Genomic DNA, 18,191 nt, shown 5'->3' on the forward strand with positions numbered 1-18,191 from the left:
CGCCGACCCCAACGGAGACGCCGACCCCAACGGAGACGCCGACCCCAACGGAAACGCCGACCCCAACGGAGACGCCGACCCCAACGGAAAGCCAGACGCCGGAACCTTAAAATATCAAACGACCCAGGTACTACGACCCTGGGTCATTTCAAGCTGTAATAAGGAGAAATACGATGCAGCCAGCAGCAAGAATAGGAGATGCCATTTCGCACGGCGGAGCTATTACTAGTGGTTCGCCCAACGTTTTCATCAACGGTATTCCGGCGGGGGTAGTGGGTATAAGTGTTGCCGCTTGCAGCCTGCATGGGGCATCAGTGGTCGCGAGTGGTTCAGGCACGGTGTTTATCAATGGTTCGCCCGCCGCACGTTTAGGTGATACGACATCCTGTGGCGCAAGCATTACTTGCGGTTCAGGCAACGTATTGATTGGTTGACGTTAGTGCAATTGCAGATGGACTGGCCCTGGCAGGGGGTGAATCACCGATTGCGCGAGTTCCTGGCACCAGAGCAGGCAGATTTTTTTTGCCTGCGCCAGGGTAAGTTTGTTGACGAAAAGCCTGAAGGGAGGCGGGGTTTCTTACGGTTCGGGTGGAGTGATCCTGACTGTGTCATGACTTGCCATAGTGACGAGTATCAGAGTGTGATTGACTTTCAGCATCTGCAGCCGGGCGTAGCATACCCGCTACGTATGGGTATGGTAATTCAGGTGGGACATTTTCGTTTTCGTGTCACGTCTATATCAGAGAGTACCCCACCGCTACTGGACGATCCTGATTTGCCTGATCTCGACACCCTGCTTATGCACGGTGGCCACTATACGCCCTGGGAGGTATCTGACCTTTCAGCTATCACCGAAAAAATACAGGGTGATGTGCTAAAGCAACTCGGTAGTGAATATAAACGTTATTTACTTTGGGGTGATCAGAGCCGAACTTTTACCTCTCAGGATGTACAGCAGAAGAATTCACTGCCTGCTCACGATAGTTACCTGGAACACGTGATCCAAAGCTCTAAAAATAAAACGTTGTCGGAGTGCATCTTTAACGAAGGCTCCTTGATTGAACGCGTGTTGACAGAACTGATGGCTCTGGATCAAGCGGAAATTATTGAAGAGAAGCAGCCTGATATTTTAATCGAGCTGGCACCCGAACATTTATCGAGAATTGAACGTTGGGATGTTTCGGAATTACTTTATCGCGAGCTTTATAAACTGGGGTTAGATAGCCATTTATAACCATATTGGAGAAAAAGGATGGAGCAAACTGGAGTTACGATAGGAATGGATATACAGGAACTGGAGGACTGGGTCTCCGGGGTTTCTCGTTGGATAAAAAGCGAACCCGGTAATATTGAAGCACGTTTGCAATTGTTTAAATTTTATTGTTTCCAGGCTGAATGGGATCGCGCACTGCTGCAGCTCGATACTTTGTTAAAAATTGCCCCTGAGACGCAACGTCAGGTTGAGCTGTATAAAAATCTGATATTTAGCGAGCGTCTTCGGGACAGTGTGTTGTCTGGTAGACGTGAGGCCTGTTCGCTGGACGGCACGCTGCCTGACTGGATGCAAAAATTGCATCGTGCGAATGCTTTTTATGCTGCTGGCCAGGACGAAAGGGGGGAAGCATGTCGGTTACAGGCGCTGGAAAATGCGCCTATGAGTGCGGGGCATTGCGAGGCGCTGGGCGAATTTACCTGGCTCGCAGATGGCGATGATCGACTGGGGCCGATCTGCGAGTTTATCTGTGCTGGTGGTTATCGCTGGGTACCCTTATCAGGTATTAATGCGTTAGTGGTTAATCCCCCCTTAGGATTATTAGATTTGGTGTGGGCACCTGCCACGCTTATGCTGGATAAACCAGTACATGGGTTCATTCCGGCCCGTTATCCTTTGATGGAGCAAAAAGATCATAAGTTTAAAACAGGCTCACAAACCCAGTGGCAGCTACAGGGATCGGAAAGATATGTGGGTAATGGGCGTAAAATGTGGATGAGTAGCGGTGGGGAGTGCGCATTGTTTGAGGCAGGAAACATCACTTTTAACAGGGTAGAAAGTGAACATGAAGCGTAAACCTTTCCTGCCTTGTTTACTGGAGCGCCTTTTGGATGATGAACCACGAAAACAGATTGAAACTTGGGATCGTTATCACTTTAATGCCCGCACGATGCGTACACTAATACAACGCAATATTGCTGATATTCTCAATACGGCGAATATGGAGGATCAGTTGGATAAGGTGCGTCATAGAGATACCGCGGCATCGGTGATTAATTTCGGTATTTCGCCGCTAGTCGGTGGCTATGCAACGCTGCGCTCTTGGGGCGTATTGGAACATATGATCCGTGAGGCCATAATCCGCTTTGAGCCGCGTCTTATCGCTGACTCTATCATCATTACGCTACTGGGGGACACGCAGTCCCCTGCTTGCAATGGTATTATTCAGTTTGAAATTCGGGCGTTGGTTAAATGGGATCCGCAGCCTTTCGATCTCTTTCTCGGGGCACGTTATGACATTGAAACGGACAGTGCGGGTGTGACGCTGTATCCATAATAGGCACCAACTACACTACTCAGGATATGCACTGACGGGCGATCTCAGAAGGGAACCGCGCATATGATGTTCAAACATCTGGATCTGGCGGAGCAGATGAAGGAGAACATTGCCAAGTATTAGCTTGGCATGCTTGCCCATCGATAATTAGCCGTACTTTTTGACAAACTAACCTGCTGGTGTCAATTTTATCAAATAAAACATCGCCATATTAATAATAGCAGGTTGCGTTACTATTTTTAATCCTGTAGGGAGAAAAACCGTCCTCATTTTTATTGAGGGCGGTTTAGGGTGTGTCAGGGCGTCGTGCCCGTTTCCGCGTCGTGGAGCATTTTCAAGGCCAGGGCCAGTTTTATCATCCCACTCTCGTCCAGCGTATCTCCTTGCGGGGTGTCAGGTTGGAAGTAGGCATCCAGAACATAAAGTGCCCGCTTAGCGCCGTTAAACGCTTTTGTCCAGTCCATATGGAAAGCATTATCCCCCGGCTCACGGGCTTTCTCGGTCTGCCGAAAATTCGTGATGAATTCGCGCAGCACATTGGTTAAGAGCGCAAACTCCTCGTCTTTGAGCATTCCTCCGCGTTCTCGGGTGACATAGAACGCCTGCAGAAGGCGTTTCAGTAACGTGAAATCCATATACAAATGACGTTGCAGGGTGCTGGGTTTATTGACCTGCGTATGAATGATGAACGGCAACTCCCGGTGTTGCGCGATATAATGATAAAGACCGACTATCGCCGTAGTCGGTTTTATCCCTAATCCCCGTAGAATAGCATCCACCTCATCTTTTAAAGCTTTGTCGACTTTCACACCGATTTGCGTGGGTTCACTCATTTAAATGTCCTTCTTACCTACCCAGTGACGGTGTCCGCAGTGGTGTCAGTTACTCATAAATAATATTGAGCGTCGCGCTGGTGTTGATTTTTCCTTTTCCAGCGGACGCGAGGTTATAGGGATAATAGTAAGCCCCCATGCTGAGGGTGAAACGGGCCTCCAAGGGACTGCCGGCTGTGACGTTAAACAGCGACGTGGCGTTAGCCGGGTGGGTGGCAGACGCAGACAGGCGCACCGGTATGCCGGGAGCACTGGCTTGCGCCAGCCGGATCCCGACGCCCTTGGCAGAACCGGCGCTGGTGTCGATCATTACGCTGTTGTCTGTTGCCAACAGGTTGTTGCTTGACAAGAACATCTCAATTTTCCTGTCGGAGGCCCCGTTCTCCAGTCGGTTGTCGCAGCGCATATTCAGGGTGAACGGCGTATAGCCCGGTTGGTTGCCGGTCAACTGGGCGACGCCCAACCGGGGCAACTGGACGGCCAGGCCGGCATTTTCAAACTGGCAGGTAGTCGCCCGGGGGGTATAAGTAATCATTAAGGGTTGCATATACATGTCCCGCTGGTCCACCGGCCAGCCATTGCCTGCCAGCCAGGATAAAAACTTGCCTGCCTGGGTGATTGGCCAGGTGATGATTTCCCACAGGGACATACCGGTCCAATCGGAGACCATCATCGAGTTATCAATGCGGTAACTGTTTTTGGCCGTCGTGGAGCCGGACGGTTTAACCAGAGTCGCCTTGAGGGTGTAGCCGATGTTGAGCTCGGAGGCAGAGTGTGCCCCTCTTTCTGCGAGGGTGATCTCCTCTTTCTCGGGGGCCGACGTTTGGAGCTTCACCCAGTGTTTGCCATCCCCAAAGCCGACGATCAGTGTGTTACGGGCGCTGTCGGCGATGGGAGAGAAATAGCCGAGTCGGTTGTTGCGCGTATTGCAATCAAAATTACCGGTGAATTGTGTTTGGATCTGCCCAGACCATTCGGGGGTGTTGGCGCTCAGTTTGTCCGACAGATCAATACCAATGGCGCGTGCGGTCCCCAGCGGGTTACCGTAGCAGGCCGCTTGGCTGTCAGTGGTATAAAGGCCGGCCAGGATCAGGGAGAAGAAATAGATGGTTTTCATAATGACCTCACTCACAGGGGCTCAGCGGCAAATGGCCGTTGAGGCGTTCACAGCCGTCGGCGTCAGGGTGATCACACAGTGGCCCGCGTCGCGTTTGTTGAGTTTGACCTCAAGGTGCGTGGGCGCCTGTTCGGTCTTGATGTACAGCACGCTGGCCTGACCAACGTAACCCACGGGCTCACCGGTACGATCCACGACTTCAGTCCCGAAGGGCAAGGGGGTCCCGTCGGGGAAGGTGGCGGTCAGCGTTGTGGACTGACGACGGTCTGTGTCAAAGGTGACCCGGTTAACGGCGCCGTAGAACGGCACGGTATGGCCAATGTTGCTGACGATCTCTGCCCCGGACGCGTCCTGGGTATCGGACAGCGTGAGGGTATTTTGGCGATAGGGGGTGGCATAGGGCACCAGGGCCAGCCCGTCCCGGTTGGTGACAATACTCTCGTCTCCGTTCACCATCAGCCCGGCGGCCTGCGGGGCTTCGATTACCGTCAGCGTGTGCCCTATTTCGTTGGCGGGCAGCAGATGCCAGGGGATGGCCACCAGACTGCCGCGGGCGCTTAAGCCGGCCTGTCGGTATTCGGTCGCCTCACTGTAGGAACCGCCGAGTGTGGAGAACGTCGTCCGGTAGTCGGCGTTGACGCCGGCCATGTTGTTCCCGCCGGACTGGTTGGCACCGGACAGGGTATAACTCAGCCGGTTGGCATCACCGGCCACGCCGCTGACGCTGAGCTGGCTCTGTTGATAATGGCTGTCCGTCATCGACAGGCTGCTGCTCAGGTAGGCGGTATTATCGAACGCATCGAAAGGCACATTGAGCGACAGGTAAAAGCGTGTTTCTTCCTGATGCTCGGTGTTGCGGACGCGGCTGGCCGAGAGCGCGTAATCCACCTTGCCCAGGGCGTTGGCGTAACCCAATTGGTATTCCCGGCTGTTGCCCTGCTCACTCCAGTAATCACGCTGGGTGCCGGAAAAGAAGGCTGTACCCAGGTTCTCCCCGAGCCGCTGGTTCAGGCTCAGCGTAAAGGTGTTACGGGGGCGGGCGGAACGCAGAGCGTCCAGCGTATTCATATCCAGCTGTTCGAGTGGTTCGCTGCCGGGACGCCCCAAGAGGTCGTGTGGCCGTTCGGCAAGCTGGCGAAAACCTTCATGGCTGTAAATGGCGTCTGAAAAACTATAATACCCCTGGGTCGAATAGCGATAGGCCGCCAGGGTAAAGTTGGTTGCGGTGGTGTCGAGAAATTTGCTGTAGGCGATGCGATAACTTTGCCCGCGCTCCCGGCGGCCGGGAAGTTGGGTGTCGGCCTGGGTGAGATCCACCGACACCGCGCCTATCGGCAGGTTCCAGCCGCTGCCTAACAACCAGGCCCGGTAATCCTCGCTGATCAACGCGCCGGCATACCCGGTGACGAGGTTATTCACACCGTATTGCAGGGTCCCCTGGAAAAAATCGGGATCGTACCGGGTGTTGCTTTGGTTGACCTTGCCGGCGAGCAGCCCGTATTTTGCGATCCCTTGCTTGAGCATGTTGGGGACAGACGAGAACGGCACACTAAAGGACTGTTCGCTGCCGTCGGCTTCTTTCACAATCACCCGCAGATCTCCCCCGGAGCCGGTGGGTTGGATACTGTCGAGAGTAAAGGCGCCGGGCGGGACATTCTCTTGGTAGATAACATTGCCATTTTGCACGACTTTCACCAGGGCATTGGTCTGTGCCACACCGTGGACTACGGGCGCGAAGCCCTGTTGCGCATTGGGCAGCATGCTCATATCCGACGCCAGCGATACCCCCCGCAGGCGGATCGAGTCAAACAGGGTGCTGGGTGAATAGAAGTCGCCCCCGGTCAGTGTCGACGTCAGGGAGGAAAAGGCGCGTTGCACATAGCGGGTGTTGTTCCGCCAGTGGCTGTCGCGACCGGAATAATGTGAAAAAGTGCTGTTGTCACGAAACTGCCATCCTCCCAGATTCACGCCGGCGTTGAGTCCGGCATACAGGTCATCCTGCGTGCCCCGGCTGCCGGTCTGGAACCGGGAATGGTAGTAGGTGGTATTGTACGAGAACAGCAGGGCGGGCTCACCCTGTTGCCAAAACTGCGGGTCCACATAACCGCTTTCCGCGCGAAGGAGATGGGCTTGTGGCACAAACAGCCTGACGCTGAGGGTGTCGGTTTCCTGCCGGACACTGCCGCCCTGCACCAGGTCGCCCAAGGGGAGATTCGTCACGCGCGTCGGGCCCGTTTCCCACGCGGAGAGGTTTATTCCTAACGCTGCGGCGTCGCGCGCGCTGATGGTGGTCTGTTCAGGCGACTCGCCGAGGTGCAGGGTGAAGCGCCCTTTCCAGCTGTCATTCACATACACATCAAGTGTCTGGGGCCCGACCGGGAGGTCGGTGTGGCGATAAAAGCGTGACAGATCGGCCTGCGACGAGCTGCCGGCCAGTAAGCGGGTGTCAAACTCGACGGCCGCTGCCCGATTTACGAGCAGCAGGAACGCCAGCGCCAGCCGCGAAGCGAATGCGTGGGTGATAGTCATGATGGCTTCCCTTCATCAATGAGACGTGATGGCTTTTTCTTGATACGCACCCAGGTCGTCAACGTACTTCAGCGTCAGGTGCTCGTTGGCTTTGATCGGCTCACGCGTCGGGATGGTGGCGGTCGAAAACGGCGCGACCATGACGGCATCGGTGAGTAGATTCTGCTGTGTGCCACGGGTGAGGTTTGCCAGGGTGAAATGGTAGGGGGCGTCGTTTTTGATGACGAGCAGATCACCGCGCGGATACAACGCAATATTGTCGGCCACGGCATCGGGTTTTATTTTCAGATCGCGGGGACGATAAAACAGCTTTATTCGGGATTTGACGGCGAGTTGCAGTGTATTTTGCCCTTGCAGATTTTCCGGTACCGGCGGGATATCCAGTACGTTCAGATAAAATACCGATTCCCTGTCGGCCGCGAGGCGAGGGCCCGTTTTTTTTATCCGTAATTGTTGGCCACCCTGGGCGGCAACTTTTACCACGGGGGGGGACAATAAAAAAGGCACGTTGGCGGTTTCGGGGGTGGAGTTCATATCGCCGGCGTCGATCCAGGTTTGCACCAGGGACGGGGTATCACCGTTATTGATCAATTGTACGACAACGTCTTTATGGGCTTCCGGATAAATCACGCGGGTGGTATTGATCACGACATTGGCCGAGGCAGGGGCCGCCCCCAGGATACACCCGGCGAGGAGGATTTTTTTAATCATAAGGCTCCCGATAGCCAGGCTCATCCTTTGAGCCTGGCTGACAGTTCAATTACAGGTAAGAAATGGTGTAGGTCACGTTAGAGTGTAAAGCCCCGACTTTGGCTGCCTCGGCATTGGTTTTGTAATAATACGCATCCAGTGTCAGCGTTTCTGAATCCGGGCTGACGTTGCTGCCTTTCAGGTCAGTCACCAGCGGCTGATTCAGCGCCAGCGGGGCAGAGGAGGTGGTTTTTGCCAGAGAGAAACCGACATTTTTCGCGACGCTGGCGTCGTTTTCGTTCACGGTATCGTTCAGCAGGTACTTCCCGTCGGTGGAAATGGTATCCGCGGAGGAGAAGTAGATTTTGAGCGGGACACCGGCGGTTCCCGCAGCAGGTGCACAGTTGGAGAAGGTGAGTGAGAAGGTCTTCTTGTTTTTGGTGATGGGGCCCACGGTGGTCCCGGCATCGGTTACAGAAATCGGGCTGAGGGCGACGGTAAAGTCAGCGCTTTTGCCACCGTTAATGGTACAGGTGGTGTCCGTAATGGCACCCGAAAAAGAAATAACGCCACCGGCAGATTGATCTGCGGCAATAACACCGGTTGAGCCGAGTGTGGCCGCCAATAATGAGAGTGACAGGATTTTATTAACCATATTGACTCCAAATTCCATATAGTGAGTTATAGGTATCTATGAGGTATATATTGAGGCGCTCCGCCGTAAAGACAGTCTACGTTTCCCACGGGGAGCGTCAGACGGATATATCACTGTTCCTATATTACGTAAGGTGAATGACTGAGGCGCAACGCTATGCGGGCTCAGTAAAAACATGATAATTCATATGGGATAAAGAGTAACGAGAAATATAAATTTTTATAATGCATTCGAACGCGGATAAATATCATTTAAAAACAAGGCGTGACGAGAAGGTGTTTATTATAACTTTTCGTTTCTTGGGTGTGGCGGTTTAGCGTAAAACGAAGGAGTCACATTTTATATAAAATAATCTATCTCTTTTATTTCCTTTAATTGCTCCCACGGTGACCGTCATTACCTGGCTGGGGTGTCATCACCGCGGGGCAAGGTATTACCACAGCCAGATCAGGCTCGCGATGACCAGACTCCAAAACAACAGGCTGACACCGATAACCAGCAGGCAACCATCTCGGCGAGTATAAGGATGTGTGGCGACTTTTTCTTTCAGGGAGTGGTAATAGGTTTTCACAAAAAAATCCTTAGTGCAGTCACACAGGAAGGGCCTGGCCTCTTCCACAATAAATTGCCGTTTTATGAGATCATCGACGGCGCTAAAAAATAGCCGTTGACGGATAGGAGACGTCAACGGCTTAACACGGGTCTTCCTGGCAGCAGACGCTTACCTGGAAGGCGATGCGGCTTCAGGTGTCGCCTTTTTTTTCTGTGTGGCGGGGTACACTTCGGCAATGCGCAACGTATATACCATGGTCGCGTTAGGCGGCACGTTTGGTGGATAGCCTTTATCGCCGTACGCCAGCGCTGGTGGTACCACCAAGGTTAAAGAACCGTGGTTATTCAACTGACGCAGAGCATCGGCAAATAACGGCGGGAACTGTGCCAGGGACTGGGACAACACGCTGTCGTTGGCCTCCATATCCTGAATGACTGTGCCATCGGTCAGGGTTTCTTTCACGACCACATCCAGGGTGGCATCAGGGGGGATCGGGTTATCACCGGCATAATCAATGCGATACCAGGCCCCGCCGGCAGTGGTTTTCACCCGCTTGTCTTTTTTGAACGTGGCCAGATAAGCGTCACCCTGCTTTTTCTGGGTTGAGAAAACATTTTCTCTGGCCTTGGTCACTTGTTTTTCCGAGTCGGCCAGCGCCTGATTGAGGGCTGGCTCATCGAGTTGCCGTTGCCCATTGAAGGTGTCGATAAGCCCTGCCAGAAGCGTTTTTTTATCGACGTTTACCCCCCAACGCTGGCGCTCAGCATGCATTTGTAAAATTTCTTCACCCAGAGAGACACCGGCCGCGTAGTCTTGCCGCACCGAGGGCTGTTTCAGGCTCTCGGCCTGGATTTTGGCCGGTACCACCTTTTGCAACGCCGTGAGCTCCGCGGTCAAATCGGCCACGCGGGTAATATTTGCGTCCAGCTCGGTCTGTAGCGTTGTATGTTGTTGTTGCAGTTTGTTCTGCTGTTGTTGTTGTTGCGTTTGTGTTTGGCGTAGTTCTGCCTCGGTCGTTTTTGCCCTGGCCAACTGTGCCTTCAGGTTTTCAGTTGTTGCGTTCAGGCTCTGGGTGCTGTTTTGCGCTTCTGATAGATGGGTTTGCAACGTCGCCCTGTCTTGTTCAGCTGCTTGCAAGCGGTTTTTGAGGTCGGCCTGGGCATCGGTGACGGCGACCTGCTGCTGTGTTTTCAGGGTCGACAGTCGTGTTTTGAGGGCCTGATTTTCTGACTGCAGCCGATCTTGCAAGGTCTGGGCTTGCATCTGCTGTTGCTGAGCCAGTCGCAGACGTTCTCGGGCCTGGGTTTCATTGGGGGTCAATGCGAGTGCCTGGCGCAGGCCCTGGGCCAGTTTCCCCCATTGCTGCAGATCCACCGGCGGTTGAGGCGGGGAGGCGACGGTGGCCGCCGGGGCGGAGGCTCTGAGCGCCAGGGTCTTTTTCAGCGCCGCCACCTCACGCTCCAGGCGGTCAATGGTCCCTTGTTGGCGTTGGATCTCTGCTTCTTTGGTTTGCCAGCGGGTCGTTGTCGTGACGCTTTTTTTTAGCTGAGGATTCGTTCCGGAGACCTCGTGGCTATTTTGAGCCGGCGCTTTTTCTTTTTTCGGGGTGTTATCCACAGTGGATTGTTGCTGATATTGTTCTGCAAATTGCAAGATCGCCGGGATACCGGCCTTCGGCGTCGCCAGCGCAGAGCCCGACGTGGTCAGGCCAATCGCCATCATGAGTCCGAGCATCAGGGGGCTGCTGCGCAGCGGGAACGGGATGAGGCCAATAGTCATGGTGCCGTTCCACCTTGTTCCGCCAGGCGATTGAGCACGGCTTGATTGATTTGGGCGCACAGTAGGTTCACACGATACCGGTACAAGGCATCTACGGTGTCCTGCGTGCTTTCATTAACACTGGTGCGCAAGCCTGCATATTGCGCGGCACCACGCATCAGTCGATCAAACGCGCCTTGGGTGGCCGGGTAACTGGCGTCTTGCAGCGTGCTGAGCGCTTTTAATTGTTGCTGACATTGGCGCAGGCGTTGCACTTCCTGTCCTACCAGTGGTTCGGCTGATGTGGAAGCTGGCGTCGTCCCGGTTGCAGAAGGACGGGCAGGCGCTTTGCACCCACTCAGCAGTGTGGTGAAAATTAGCAGTGACACGGACAGGGCAGTGCAGTTAGGCATAGTCATTCTCTGATAAATACGTGTTTTACTCCGCCCGCAGTGGCGGCAGGGAAGGGATTAAATGAGGTTGCGAAGAAGAAAATGCTCGGTAAGCGAACATCGGTCGTACGCCGGGTGACGCTGTGTGGGCCAGTTGATTTATTCCACCATGCAACAGCCAGTAATTGAGATCTGACGAACGGCTGAGTCCCAGCTTCTCCATGGCGTTGCGCTTATGACCGCTCACTGTTTTTTGGCTGATGCGTAACCTGCGGCTGATATCACAGGAACGTTGCCCCTTGGATAAGTAGCTCAGGATCTCTCTTTCCCGTTCGGTCAGAGGAATTGCAGGTCTCGCCCGGCGATAACGCGTCTTGGTAACCGATATGTTCCGTAACGCTTGTGCCACAATCTGCACCGCCCAATCAAGACTTTGATAGCGATAAAATATGCCATTCAGCGCTTTGTATAGGACTTTATCTGCCTGAGCCGGCCTTTCCTTAAAAAGATAGATATGTTGATAGGGAGGGGCTGTTTCACGCTGAGCTAAATAACGCAGCTGCGCGCCCTCCAACTCGGCCGCCATAAACACCACATCAGCAATCGATTTATCCACAAGCGAGTGGGTAAACATGATCGGGATTTCCAGGCTGTCAAAATGTTTCAAGAGCCCGTGCATAAATCCACGGGAAAAATACTGATTGGATTCGACAATCAAGATAGTCGCATAGGACTTCATGTTTGTTCTCCTTATTAAACACCAGGCAAGACTACACTGGTCAGTCATGCGGTTTTTAGGGGACATCAGGGTTGACTGTGGGAAGCCTGTTTTTCAGATGGCTTGCGAGGTCTTCCTCTTTTTTACCACAAAAGCCTTGGGTGTTTATTTCCGGGCAGATATACCAACGCAGCGTATTTTTTACCGGACGCGGGGTTACCTGGATCCATCCTTTAGCCACCATTTTCATCAATAAATAACGCGTCTTATAAATGCTGAAATCACAGTTTTCGGCAATATCACGTGTGCTGGGCCAGGTTTCCGGCGCGCAGGCGTTTCGCCCCTGTTGTGTGGCACACAATTGGGTGACGGCTTCAATCAGAAGCTCAACCGGCGACAAACCCTCTATTCTTTGCTCAAAGACCGTATTCATTCCATGGCTCCTTCTTTCATCGCCTGTATAGCTACAAGTTTAATTAGGCCATCACCCACAACGTGAATAATCCTTCCCACGCTAATAATATTCCGGTGATGGATTTTAATGAGGCTTATAAATCAATTGCTTTTCAGCAAGGCCCTTAATGGGTGCTCACAATCTCCTCTATTTAGATGATTATAACGCACATTTAGAAAGCGCGATCTATGATGTTGGTGTATGGATTTTTTTCAGAATATTATTCTTGTTGTTTTTGTTTTTTTGATATTAAAGATCGCAAAAATTAGAAATTTAATATAGTCGAAGAGTTATATCGTGTATTTTTTTGAATATAATTTTTTACGTTTTAAAATTAATTTTGTTTTGTAATAATTCTCTCAGTTGAGCTCATCGTGGTGGGCTCAATTGTGATGTGTAACTCGTTTTTTTTCGCAGTGTGTACCGCTAGAAATTAACGGACTATCTATTTGATTTTCTCGAAAGGTAGATTTTGGTTTTTCTTACTTTGAATTATATGAAATACACACACGGACTGATTTGATGCAATTCATTAATCTGCCAGATTTCTGGCAGAAAGGTTTTGCGTGAGATGCATTCATATTCTAATGAATGTAATAGAGCCCTGCTGCTATGGGAATAACAAAGTAGGCGGGGATTAGTGTCGATGTCTGAACGCCGGTTCATCATCGTTAATGAATTAAGGATAACAAAATGCAATTGAACAAAATTATGCTGGCAGCAGCACTGACTTTTGGTGCTGTATCTATGGCTAACGCAGCTAATCAGGGTGCTGGCACTGTGACTTTTAAAGGCTCTATCATTGATGCGCCATGTTCTATTGATCCGGGTACTCTGGACCAAACGGTAAAATTGGGTGACATTGCTACGGCTCAACTGAAAAATGGCGGGAAATCAACGCCACAAGATATCCTGATTAAGTTGGTTGGTTGTGACATTAGCACTGCCAAAAACGTGACTACGACCTTTAAAGGAACCGAGTCTAATGCTCAGCCTGGTATGCTCGCAATGAAGGGCAGCGCACGCGGGGCTAGTATTTCTATTAATGATGTTGATGGAAAAACGCTGGCATTAGGTAAAGCGAGTAAACCACAGGAGCTTGAAGATGGTCAGGCAACCTTGCGTTTCTCTGCTCACCTGCAGGGCGATGGCGCTTCTGCCGCTATCACTCCAGGTGAATTTAACTCTGTAGCTGATTTCACCCTGGCATACCAGTAAGTTAATAAGCTTTTGAATAAAGAGCCGCATGCGGGGTAACCCGCATGCTTCTTAGTTATGTGTTGGTGGCAATGAACGGATAATCAAGCATGTTTCGAATGACAATAAGCCTGACATTATTGCGTACACTGTGTGCCAGTATGCTGTTGTTTTCTAAATTGTTATTTGCAGCCAATCAAGGAAGCGGCGAAGTAAGCATGCAAGGGAGAATTATCGCGTCTGCCTGCGCCATTGATACCGAAAGCCGGGATCAGACTATTAATCTCGGTCATATGCCTATCAGCCGCATTATCCGCGACGGTCAGGGGGAGTCACACCCTTTTAGCATTAAGCTGGTCAATTGTGTTTTGGAACGATCTGCGACTGCACAAGCAGACTGGCGCTATTTTGAAATAACCTTTGACGGTGAAAATGATTCAGGTCTTTTTGGTCTGTATGGTGAAGCAAAAGGAATCGCCTTACAAATTACTGATGCACAAGGCCAGAGCGCGATACCAGGGAAACCGTTGTCAAAAAGTGAAATTGAACCCAAAGCAATGATGCTGAGCTATAGCATGCGTTTAGTTGGAAACAATCAGATTGTCGAATCAGGGAGATATTACTCCACTGTGCGTTACAAAATGGATTATTACTGACCGCTTGTTTTGTGAGGTTATCGGCATGAGATTTCAATGGCAGAAGATTAGTAATATTTTACTTTTTTATAATAGATAAAGGTCTGCGGATGTTAATTCTTTCATCGGGTTACCGTGCATGGAATGCACGACCGCGTATTTTAAGTGTATTCATTTGCCTGGCGATAATTAGTAACACATCGAGTGGTTTGGCCAGGGATATAGAGTTTAACACCGATGTGCTGGATGTTAACGACCGCGCCAATATCGATTTGGACCAATTCTCCCGCAATAATTTTATTATGCCTGGTGATTATCTTTTCACTGTGCATATCAATAAACAGATGCTTCAGGAACAACCGGTGGTGTTTTATCCACCAGATGACGATGCTAAAGGCAGCGAAGCCTGTATCTCCCCGAAATTGGTTGAACAGTTGGGGTTAAAAGAGGCTGTATTAGCGAAACTGAAATGGTGGCATCAGGAACAATGTCTGGATCCGCGTAGTTTAGACGGCATGGAAGTTCGTGGTGATTTAGGTGCAGCAGCGCTGTATCTGAATATTCCACAGGCTTATCTGGAGTATACCGCGGAAAACTGGGACCCACCTGCGCGTTGGGATAATGGGATTCCTGGAATTTTATTTGATTATAACCTGAACGCGCAGAGCCAGCGCCAGCAAAAACAAGGCACGCAAGCCTATAACCTGAGCGGCAATGGCACAGCAGGGGCTAACCTCGGTGCATGGCGTTTGCGGGCGGATTGGCAATCACGGCTGGAACACCAGGGCGGAGGGGGAGCGGCAAACCGCAATAAGTGGGAATGGAGCCGGTATTACGCTTATCGGGCCATTCCGCGCATCGGCGCCAAGCTGACCGTCGGTGAAAACTATTTATATTCCGACATTTTTGAGAGCTTCCGTTTTGCCGGTGCCAGTCTGGCGAGCGACGATAATATGTTGCCACCGAACCTGCGCGGTTACGCGCCTGAGGTGACCGGTATCGCCCGTACCAACGCCAAAGTGGTGATCCGCCAGCAAGGGCGAGTTTTGTATGAAGCCCAGGTAGCGGCGGGGCCGTTCCGTATCCAGGACATTAATGATGCGGTGAATGGTCAGCTTGACGTGCGGGTCGAAGAACAGGATGGCAGCGTGCAGGAGTTCCGTATGGACACTGCCAGTATTCCCTACCTGACGCGCCCAGGATCAGTACGTTACAAAGTGAGCGCCGGCCGCCCTTCAGATTATCAGCACCGTAGTAATGGGCCTATATTTGGCATCGGTGAATTCTCCTGGGGGGTGAGCAACGGATGGTCACTGTACGGCGGTGCGGTCGCTGGCGGGGATTACAACGCTCTGGCACTGGGCGTTGGCCGTGACCTTATGATGTTTGGTGCCTTGTCTTTTGACGCCACACAGTCACGGGCTAAGTTACAGGATAAAGACACATTGAGCGGCGGTTCCTACCGGTTGAGCTACTCCAAACGCTTTGACGATTACGATAGTCAGGTGACCTTCGCCGCTTATCGTTTCTCACAGCGCAATTATATGACGATGGGTGAGTATCTGGATGCGCAGGCGTTTGGCTCGCGGATCAACAGCAGCAAGGAAATGTACAACATCACCTTTAATCAGCAGTTCCGCGATCTGGGGTTGAGTGCATTCCTTGACTACCATCACCAGACCTATTGGGATCGCCCAGCGAATGATACGTACAAATTGACCCTGGCGCACTATTTCGATGTCGGGAGCTTCAGAAACCTGAGCCTGTCATTATCCGCTTATCGCAATAAGTATAACGGTGTGAACGACGATGGCATGTATTTATCGCTGTCCATGCCCTGGGGTGACAACGGCAGTCTGAGCTACAACGGTAGCGTCAACAGTAAGAACAACAGTAACCAAGTGAGTTATTACGATCGTGTGAACGAACGCGACAGCTATCAACTGAGCAGCGGTATGTCACGTAATGGAGCAATGGCGAGTGGTTATTACAGCCACGAGGGCGACATTAATCAAGTGAGTGCCAGTGCCAGTTACCAAGCGGGCCAGTACAGTTCACTGGGATTATCAATGCAGGGGGGGGCTACGGCGACCTTGCAAGGCGCGGCATTGCACCGCAACAGCACGGCAGGAGGTACGCGCATGATGCTGGACACAGACGGTGTCGAAGGGATCCCGATCCGTGGTTATAGCACCCCGACGAAGAGTAACAGGTTTGGTAAAGCAGTGATGGTGAACGTGAGCAATTACTACCGAAACCAGTTCAACATTGATTTGAATGGGTTGCCGGATACCGCCGAGGTGAACGGTTCGGTGACGCAGGCCACCCTGACCGAGGGGGCGATCGGCTATCGGCATTTTGAGGTGATCTCCGGTGAAAAAGCGATGGCTATTGTACGGTTGGCTGACGGCAGTGCACCGCCATTTGGCGCCACCGTGCTGAACCACAAAAGACAGGAAGTGGGCATCATCAACGACGGCGGCAACGTTTACCTCAGTGGCATCAATGCCGGTGAAACCATGAGTGTGAACTGGGGCGGTATTGCACAGTGTGGTTTTACGTTGCCCGAGCGGTTGCAGGCCAGCCAGTTGGCAAACCTGTTGTTGCCGTGTGGCCCGTTGGCCAAAACAGACCCTTAATTTATTTTTCGACGAGTCCTTAATGATGAAACTGAATTCAACAGTAACTTTAATCGCCGCTTTGTTACTGGCACAGCAGGCCAGTGCAGCGATTTCTCTGGATCGTACTCGGGTGATTTTCAACGGTGAAGATAAATCCGTCAGTCTGAGTATTAGCAATGAGAACAAGCAATTGCCTTATTTGGCACAGGGCTGGATTGAAGATGCCCAAGGCAACAAAATCAGCAGCCCGTTGACGGTGCTGCCGCCGGTGCAACGCCTGGAGCCGGGTGCGAAAAGCCAGGTGAAGGTGCAAGGGTTACCTGCGGCCAACCTGATGGCGCAGGATCGCGAGACGCTGTTTTACTTCAATTTACGCGAGATCCCACCGAAAAGCGACAAGCCCAATACGCTACAACTGGCGCTGCAAACCCGTATCAAGCTGTTTTATCGGCCAAAAGCCATTGCAGTAGTCAATGCCCAGACTACGGCGCCCTGGCAGGAACAACTGACCCTGACCAAGCAGGGCGATAAATACCAGGTAAATAACCCGACACCGTATTACGTCACGTTGGTGGATGCCGCCAGCCATAAAGGCGGTGCTAGTGCCAGTGGTTTTAACCCGCTGATGATCGCCCCGAAAAGTAGTGAAACGTTGGGCGTTGCGGCAGCCGCGTTGGGCAATGCGCCGGTGCTGACTTATGTCAATGATTTTGGCGGTCGTCCGGTACTGACCTTCCAGTGTAACGGTGCAAGCTGCAAGGTGATGCCGGGTAAGAGCGGCAACTAACCACAGGCTAACGGATAAGGAACGGCAGCATGCAAGGGGTATTTCGCTATATCAATAACCATCGCCATCAATGGCATGAATGGCTGTACGTGCTGGTCATCAGTGCCATGGTGATGATGATCCCACTGGTGGTATGCGCCATGGTGCTGTTGTTACCGGTGGCGGCAGCGGCAGACAACTGGCAGGTAGAAGGAGCCAACGGCCAACTGCATGTGCATGGTGCACTCAGTGAAAGTGCTTGCCGGCTGGACATGGAATCTGCCGACCAAGCGGTCTATCTGGGGCAAACAGGCACCGCTCAACTTGCCAGCGTGGGTGCACGTGGCAGACCGGTCACCGTACAGTTGCGGCTGCAAGATTGTCTGCGTAGCGCCGCGAATAACCGGGATACGCGCAGCGGTAACTTGTTATGGGATGCCCAGCAACCAGCGGTTTCGGTGAGCTTTATGGCCCCGGCGGATGCCGACAACCCACAGCTCGTTAGGGTTGCGGGGGCATCCGGGCTTGCGTTGCGTATTGCGGATGCACAAGGGCGGGATGTGCGTCTCGGGGGGCGTGGTGCACCGTTGCTGCTGGCCGTGGGGCAAAACACCCTGAACTACAGCGTGACCCCGGAGCGGACCCGCGCACCCTTGCAAGCCGGTGCGTATTCCGCCCATGTGGATTTCAGGCTCAGTTATGACTAAGGAAAGCACAACATGTA

19 protein-coding genes are annotated in these 18,191 nt (G+C 52.2%); 9 read left to right on the forward strand and 10 right to left on the reverse strand.

What is annotated here, in order from left to right:
• The first annotated feature begins 173 nt into the window (after positions 1-173).
• The 4 genes from ACUTSU_RS13660 to ACUTSU_RS13675 are packed head-to-tail and all read left to right on the forward strand — an operon-like array spanning position 174 to position 2,549.
• Positions 174-434: a PAAR domain-containing protein gene (locus ACUTSU_RS13660; protein WP_445651690.1), complete on the forward strand. Its 261-nt coding sequence runs from the start codon at positions 174-176 to the stop codon at positions 432-434.
• A gap of 17 nt (positions 435-451) precedes the next feature.
• Positions 452-1,234 carry a TagK domain-containing protein gene (locus ACUTSU_RS13665; RefSeq protein ID WP_445651691.1) on the forward strand — a complete coding sequence of 261 codons (783 nt, stop codon included), beginning with the start codon at positions 452-454 and terminating at the stop codon, positions 1,232-1,234.
• A gap of 45 nt (positions 1,235-1,279) precedes the next feature.
• Entirely contained in the window at positions 1,280-2,068 is a 789-nt protein-coding gene (locus ACUTSU_RS13670; protein ID WP_445651692.1) for a type VI secretion system accessory protein TagJ, read from the forward strand.
• Entirely contained in the window at positions 2,058-2,549 is a 492-nt protein-coding gene (locus tag ACUTSU_RS13675) for a type VI secretion system baseplate subunit TssE (protein ID WP_445654292.1), read from the forward strand. The genes ACUTSU_RS13670 and ACUTSU_RS13675 overlap by 11 nt, the downstream gene beginning before the upstream one ends.
• Positions 2,550-2,845: 296 nt before the next feature.
• Here the strand turns inward: ACUTSU_RS13675 and ACUTSU_RS13680 are convergent, their stop codons facing one another.
• The 10 genes from ACUTSU_RS13680 to ACUTSU_RS13725 all read right to left on the reverse strand — a co-directional run bounded on the left by ACUTSU_RS13680 (position 2,846) and on the right by ACUTSU_RS13725 (position 12,227).
• A complete protein-coding gene (locus ACUTSU_RS13680) occupies positions 2,846-3,382 on the reverse strand; it encodes a hypothetical protein (RefSeq protein ID WP_445651694.1) in 537 nt (178 codons plus the stop codon).
• A gap of 49 nt (positions 3,383-3,431) precedes the next feature.
• Positions 3,432-4,499: a fimbrial protein gene (locus ACUTSU_RS13685; RefSeq protein WP_445651695.1), complete on the reverse strand. Its 1,068-nt coding sequence runs from the start codon at positions 4,497-4,499 to the stop codon at positions 3,432-3,434.
• A gap of 21 nt (positions 4,500-4,520) precedes the next feature.
• A complete protein-coding gene (locus ACUTSU_RS13690; RefSeq protein WP_445651696.1) occupies positions 4,521-7,028 on the reverse strand; it encodes a fimbria/pilus outer membrane usher protein in 2,508 nt (835 codons plus the stop codon).
• A gap of 15 nt (positions 7,029-7,043) precedes the next feature.
• The gene (locus ACUTSU_RS13695) at positions 7,044-7,739 is read right to left on the reverse strand and encodes a fimbrial biogenesis chaperone (RefSeq protein ID WP_445651697.1); all 696 of its coding nucleotides are present in this window, start codon (positions 7,737-7,739) and stop codon (positions 7,044-7,046) included.
• A 49-nt stretch (positions 7,740-7,788) separates the two neighbouring features.
• The gene (locus ACUTSU_RS13700) at positions 7,789-8,373 is read right to left on the reverse strand and encodes a fimbrial protein (RefSeq protein ID WP_445651698.1); all 585 of its coding nucleotides are present in this window, start codon (positions 8,371-8,373) and stop codon (positions 7,789-7,791) included.
• Positions 8,374-8,806: 433 nt separating this feature from the next.
• Positions 8,807-8,944 (reverse strand): hypothetical protein, encoded by a 138-nt coding sequence (locus ACUTSU_RS13705; protein ID WP_445651699.1) that lies wholly within the window; start codon positions 8,942-8,944, stop codon positions 8,807-8,809.
• Between the two features lie 150 nt (positions 8,945-9,094).
• Entirely contained in the window at positions 9,095-10,705 is a 1,611-nt protein-coding gene (locus ACUTSU_RS13710; protein WP_445651700.1) for an FKBP-type peptidyl-prolyl cis-trans isomerase N-terminal domain-containing protein, read from the reverse strand.
• Positions 10,702-11,097, reverse strand: a complete 396-nt coding sequence (locus ACUTSU_RS13715; RefSeq protein ID WP_445651701.1) for a hypothetical protein — start codon at positions 11,095-11,097, stop codon at positions 10,702-10,704. The genes ACUTSU_RS13710 and ACUTSU_RS13715 overlap by 4 nt, the downstream gene beginning before the upstream one ends.
• A 25-nt stretch (positions 11,098-11,122) precedes the next feature.
• Entirely contained in the window at positions 11,123-11,815 is a 693-nt protein-coding gene (locus ACUTSU_RS13720) for a helix-turn-helix domain-containing protein (protein WP_445651702.1), read from the reverse strand.
• Between the two features lie 55 nt (positions 11,816-11,870).
• Positions 11,871-12,227: a FaeA/PapI family transcriptional regulator gene (locus ACUTSU_RS13725; protein ID WP_445651703.1), complete on the reverse strand. Its 357-nt coding sequence runs from the start codon at positions 12,225-12,227 to the stop codon at positions 11,871-11,873.
• A gap of 714 nt (positions 12,228-12,941) precedes the next feature.
• Here ACUTSU_RS13725 and ACUTSU_RS13730 point away from each other — a divergent pair.
• The 5 genes from ACUTSU_RS13730 to ACUTSU_RS13750 all read left to right on the forward strand — a co-directional run bounded on the left by ACUTSU_RS13730 (position 12,942) and on the right by ACUTSU_RS13750 (position 18,174).
• Positions 12,942-13,466: a fimbrial protein gene (locus ACUTSU_RS13730; RefSeq protein ID WP_445651704.1), complete on the forward strand. Its 525-nt coding sequence runs from the start codon at positions 12,942-12,944 to the stop codon at positions 13,464-13,466.
• 98 nt (positions 13,467-13,564) lie between these two features.
• Positions 13,565-14,101 (forward strand): fimbrial protein, encoded by a 537-nt coding sequence (locus ACUTSU_RS13735; RefSeq protein ID WP_445651705.1) that lies wholly within the window; start codon positions 13,565-13,567, stop codon positions 14,099-14,101.
• Positions 14,102-14,190: 89 nt separating this feature from the next.
• Entirely contained in the window at positions 14,191-16,719 is a 2,529-nt protein-coding gene (locus ACUTSU_RS13740; protein WP_445651706.1) for an outer membrane usher protein, read from the forward strand.
• 25 nt (positions 16,720-16,744) lie between these two features.
• Positions 16,745-17,488: a fimbria/pilus periplasmic chaperone gene (locus ACUTSU_RS13745; RefSeq protein ID WP_445651870.1), complete on the forward strand. Its 744-nt coding sequence runs from the start codon at positions 16,745-16,747 to the stop codon at positions 17,486-17,488.
• A gap of 29 nt (positions 17,489-17,517) precedes the next feature.
• Entirely contained in the window at positions 17,518-18,174 is a 657-nt protein-coding gene (locus ACUTSU_RS13750) for a fimbrial protein (RefSeq protein WP_445651707.1), read from the forward strand.
• Positions 18,175-18,191 lie beyond the last annotated feature (17 nt).

Source organism: Serratia sp. NA_13 (assembly GCF_052691735.1).

What these genes read in the sequence shown, in the direction of transcription:
- ACUTSU_RS13660 (WP_445651690.1), top strand. Translation starts at nt 174, where the DNA reads ATGCAGCCAGCAGCAAGAATAGGAGATGCCATTTCGCACGGCGGAGCT.
- ACUTSU_RS13665 (WP_445651691.1), top strand. Translation starts at nt 452, where the DNA reads ATGGACTGGCCCTGGCAGGGGGTGAATCACCGATTGCGCGAGTTCCTG.
- ACUTSU_RS13670 (WP_445651692.1), top strand. Translation starts at nt 1,280, where the DNA reads ATGGATATACAGGAACTGGAGGACTGGGTCTCCGGGGTTTCTCGTTGG.
- ACUTSU_RS13675 (WP_445654292.1), top strand. Translation starts at nt 2,058, where the DNA reads ATGAAGCGTAAACCTTTCCTGCCTTGTTTACTGGAGCGCCTTTTGGAT.
- ACUTSU_RS13680 (WP_445651694.1), bottom strand. Translation starts at nt 3,382, where the DNA reads ATGAGTGAACCCACGCAAATCGGTGTGAAAGTCGACAAAGCTTTAAAA.
- ACUTSU_RS13685 (WP_445651695.1), bottom strand. Translation starts at nt 4,499, where the DNA reads ATGAAAACCATCTATTTCTTCTCCCTGATCCTGGCCGGCCTTTATACC.
- ACUTSU_RS13690 (WP_445651696.1), bottom strand. Translation starts at nt 7,028, where the DNA reads ATGACTATCACCCACGCATTCGCTTCGCGGCTGGCGCTGGCGTTCCTG.
- ACUTSU_RS13695 (WP_445651697.1), bottom strand. Translation starts at nt 7,739, where the DNA reads ATGATTAAAAAAATCCTCCTCGCCGGGTGTATCCTGGGGGCGGCCCCT.
- ACUTSU_RS13700 (WP_445651698.1), bottom strand. Translation starts at nt 8,373, where the DNA reads ATGGTTAATAAAATCCTGTCACTCTCATTATTGGCGGCCACACTCGGC.
- ACUTSU_RS13710 (WP_445651700.1), bottom strand. Translation starts at nt 10,705, where the DNA reads ATGACTATTGGCCTCATCCCGTTCCCGCTGCGCAGCAGCCCCCTGATG.
- ACUTSU_RS13715 (WP_445651701.1), bottom strand. Translation starts at nt 11,097, where the DNA reads ATGCCTAACTGCACTGCCCTGTCCGTGTCACTGCTAATTTTCACCACA.
- ACUTSU_RS13720 (WP_445651702.1), bottom strand. Translation starts at nt 11,815, where the DNA reads ATGAAGTCCTATGCGACTATCTTGATTGTCGAATCCAATCAGTATTTT.
- ACUTSU_RS13725 (WP_445651703.1), bottom strand. Translation starts at nt 12,227, where the DNA reads ATGAATACGGTCTTTGAGCAAAGAATAGAGGGTTTGTCGCCGGTTGAG.
- ACUTSU_RS13730 (WP_445651704.1), top strand. Translation starts at nt 12,942, where the DNA reads ATGCAATTGAACAAAATTATGCTGGCAGCAGCACTGACTTTTGGTGCT.
- ACUTSU_RS13735 (WP_445651705.1), top strand. Translation starts at nt 13,565, where the DNA reads ATGACAATAAGCCTGACATTATTGCGTACACTGTGTGCCAGTATGCTG.
- ACUTSU_RS13740 (WP_445651706.1), top strand. Translation starts at nt 14,191, where the DNA reads ATGTTAATTCTTTCATCGGGTTACCGTGCATGGAATGCACGACCGCGT.
- ACUTSU_RS13745 (WP_445651870.1), top strand. Translation starts at nt 16,745, where the DNA reads ATGAAACTGAATTCAACAGTAACTTTAATCGCCGCTTTGTTACTGGCA.
- ACUTSU_RS13750 (WP_445651707.1), top strand. Translation starts at nt 17,518, where the DNA reads ATGCAAGGGGTATTTCGCTATATCAATAACCATCGCCATCAATGGCAT.